At 74.7% G+C, this 3199-nt stretch carries 3 protein-coding genes and 1 pseudogene; 1 reads left to right on the top strand and 3 read right to left on the bottom strand.

The annotated features are described in order from the left end of the window. A pseudogene (locus tag IDM29_RS15855) lies at positions 1 to 441 on the top strand (hypothetical protein); the annotation flags it as partial. A gap of 37 nt (positions 442 to 478) precedes the next feature. On the opposite strand, the gene IDM29_RS15850 reads toward IDM29_RS15855, so the two are convergent. The 3 genes from IDM29_RS15850 to IDM29_RS15840 form a co-directional block, all read right to left on the bottom strand. After that, entirely contained in the window at positions 479 to 1009 is a 531-nt protein-coding gene (locus IDM29_RS15850; protein WP_255491522.1) for an NUDIX hydrolase, read from the bottom strand. Continuing rightward, positions 1006 to 1908 (bottom strand): pyridoxal 5'-phosphate synthase lyase subunit PdxS, encoded by a 903-nt coding sequence (gene pdxS / locus IDM29_RS15845; RefSeq protein ID WP_182111224.1) that lies wholly within the window; start codon positions 1906 to 1908, stop codon positions 1006 to 1008. The genes IDM29_RS15850 and pdxS overlap by 4 nt, the downstream gene beginning before the upstream one ends. 100 nt (positions 1909 to 2008) lie before the next feature. Next, a partial coding sequence (locus tag IDM29_RS15840; protein WP_223148409.1) for a PrsW family intramembrane metalloprotease occupies positions 2009 to 3199 on the bottom strand: 1191 nt, incomplete at its 5' end.

Here is a 3199-nt window from a genome sequence, read left to right as displayed (position 1 = left end):
CGCGCCGCCCTGCGCGACCCCCTGCTGGGGGTCGCGGGCCGTGCCGCGCGCACCCTCGAGCTCCTCGGCCGCGGCCAGCCGGTCCCGGTGGGGCGGCACGCGGACGACGGGCCGCGGCACCTCGCGCTCGTGGCCGACACCCGCGCGCTGGGCCTCGACGGCGTGCACAGCCGCACGGAGGCCATGGACAGCAGCCTCGGCCTGCCGCCCGCCGAGGTCGTCGAGGCGGGCCGGGTGCTCCAGCGCCTGTGGCTGCACGCCCACCGCGCGGGCGTCAGCGTCGCACCCCACTCCGAGGTGATCGACTCCCCCCACGCGCAGGGCGCGCTCCGCAAGCGCCTGGGCGTGCGCCGCGCCGACGTCGTGCTCGCGGTCTTCAGCGCGGGCCGCGCCCGCACCCCGGCGCCGGTCTCGCCCCGCCTGACGGACGACGACGCCTGACGACGCCGACGGCTGACGGGCGACGGCGGCCGGCGCCCTAGCCGAGCGTCCGGACGACGCCGTCCCACCCGTGGAGCAGGCCGCGCACCAGCGGGACGAGCTCGGCGGGGAAGACCTCCTCGCGCACGCGCTCGAGCTCGTCCAGGGCCCACCACCGGACCTCGTCCATGAACGCGCGCTCGACGTCGGTCCACCCGTCCGTGCTCAGCGCCCCGGGCGCCTCGACGCGCGCGACGAAGAACTCCTCCGACTGCCGGACCGTCTGCCGCAGGAACCGGAAGTCGGCGCTGCGCACCGCGACGGGCCCGACCAGGTCGTCCCGGGAGAGCGACAGCCCCGCCTCCTCGGCCACCTCACGCACGGCCGCGTCCGACGCGCTCTCGCCCGGGTCGATCCCGCCGCCGACGGTGAACCACCAGGACCGGGCGGGGTCGTCCATGTCGTGCCCCCGCACCAGGAGCACGCGGTCCGCCGCGTCGAGCAGGATCACGCGGGCACCGCGCCGGAAGGGCACGCCATCCGGTCCGGGCACCCACTCGGGGCCCAGCTGGGTGACTCCCGTGCTCACCAGCCCCGCTCGGCCAGGCGGTGCGGCTCCGGGACGTCCTCGACGTTGATGCCGACCATGGCCTCACCCAGGCCGCGCGAGACCTTCGCGATGACGTCGGGGTCGTCGTAGAACGTCGTCGCCTTGACGATCGCGGCGGCGCGCTCGGCGGGGTTGCCGGACTTGAAGATCCCGGAGCCCACGAACACGCCCTCGGCGCCCAGCTGCATCATCATCGCCGCGTCCGCGGGGGTCGCGATGCCGCCGGCGGTGAACAGGACGACGGGGAGCTTCCCGGTGCGGGCCACCTCGACGACCAGGTCGTACGGCGCCTGGAGCTCCTTCGCGGCCACGAAGAGCTCGTCCTGCGGCAGCGAGGTCAGGCGGCGGATCTGGTCGCGCAGCGTGCGCATGTGGGTCGTCGCGTTGGACACGTCGCCCGTGCCCGCCTCGCCCTTCGACCGGATCATGGCCGCGCCCTCGGTGATGCGGCGCAGGGCCTCACCGAGGTTCGTCGCACCGCAGACGAAGGGGACCGTGAAGGCCCACTTGTCGATGTGGTGCTCGTAGTCCGCCGGCGTGAGCACCTCGGACTCGTCGACGTAGTCGACGCCGAGGGACTGGAGCACCTGCGCCTCGACGAAGTGCCCGATGCGGGCCTTCGCCATCACCGGGATCGAGACGGCCTCGATGATGCCGTCGACCAGGTCGGGGTCGCTCATGCGGGCGACACCGCCCTGCGCGCGGATGTCGGCCGGGACGCGCTCGAGCGCCATGACGGCCACGGCACCCGCGTCCTCCGCGATCCTCGCCTGCTCGGCCGTGACCACGTCCATGATCACGCCACCCTTGAGCATCTCCGCCATGCCCCGCTTGACCTTGGCGGTGCCGATGATGTTCTGCGCGTTCTCGGTGCTCACGTCGGACGTCCTCGCGGCTCGGTGGAAGGACCATGGGCGGTCGCCACGGCTACGGCGCGGTGCTGGGGAGCCGCGTCGCCCTCGGCGCGGCTCCCCGATCCTAGACCGACAGGGCGCGCTGGAGGCGCTGGCGGGCCACGACGAGCTCGCCCAGCGCCGCGTTCTCGTCCTGCGCCGCGCGCAGGTCGGCGCGGTCGGTCTGCGCCCGGTGGCGCAGGTAGGCCAGCCGCGTGGAGACCTTCTGGAAGTGGGCCATCGCGGCCTTGCCCTCGGGACCGCCCCGCCCGGCGGCCCAGGCCTGGGCGCGGCGCCGCTCGCCGAGCGACGCGAGCATGGTCACCTCGGCGGGCGCGTACCACCACGTCGCGGCGTACTCGCCCAGGCGCTCGCGCACCACGCGCGCCTCCCGCCGACGGAGCCAGACCACCAGGCCGACCGTGCCGAGGAAGAGCGGCACCTGGAACACGACGTACATGGTGATGAAGCCGGTGCCGTCGCCCATCATGGCGCTGCCGTTCCAGAGCCCGTGCAGCACGGTCGCCAGCAGGAGGCCGACCGGGAGCGCGCCGACCCACGCCCAGCGTGACGTCCGCTCGGCCGCGATGCCCAGCGCGAGCCCGACGCACGCCGTGAAGAGCACGTGCGCGAAGGGGGACATGATCCCCCGCATGAGGAAGATGGTCACGACCGCGGCGCCTCCACCGGGCACGCCCTGTGTCGCGGCCACGGTGCTGCCGAAGTACAGGATGTTCTCGACGAACGCGAAGCCGGCCGCCACCGTCGCCGCGTAGACGAGACCGTCGACCGGGCCGTCGAACGAGCGCCGCCAGACCAGGAAGATGATCAGGACACCGAGGGCCTTGATGCCCTCCTCGACCACGGGCGCCACGACGGCGGCGCCGAGGATGTCCGCCTGGAGCATCGAGCTGCCCGAGGCGACCAGCGCCAGCATCGCGCCGGTGTTGAGCACCAGGGCGACGAGCACCGAGACCGAGGCGCCCCAGCCGAAGGCCACGGCGAGCGCCTGCCAGGGCTCCGGCTCCCAGCGGTCCACCCACTTGATCGCCAGCATGACCAGCGCGAGCGGGATGAACGCGAGGACGGCGGCCGCGGGCACGGCGCGGAGGCCGACCTGGAGCCCGATCACCGCGATCGCCACCAGGACCAGCACCCCGAGCACGCCGAGCGCGATCGCGGTGCCGACGCCGTGCGCGCGCCGCGGCGCCGCGACGACGCCGCCGGGTCCGGGTGCCGCGCCGGGCGGGGCCATGCTCGGGGGGGCCGCGGTGGG

The sequence above is a fragment of the Actinotalea sp. JY-7885 genome (assembly GCF_014525465.1).
In the GTDB taxonomy this organism is placed as follows: Bacteria; Actinomycetota; Actinomycetes; order Actinomycetales; family Cellulomonadaceae; genus Actinotalea.
Note: the sequence above shows the minus strand (reverse complement) of the source record. Positions and strands in the feature narration are given on the sequence as shown.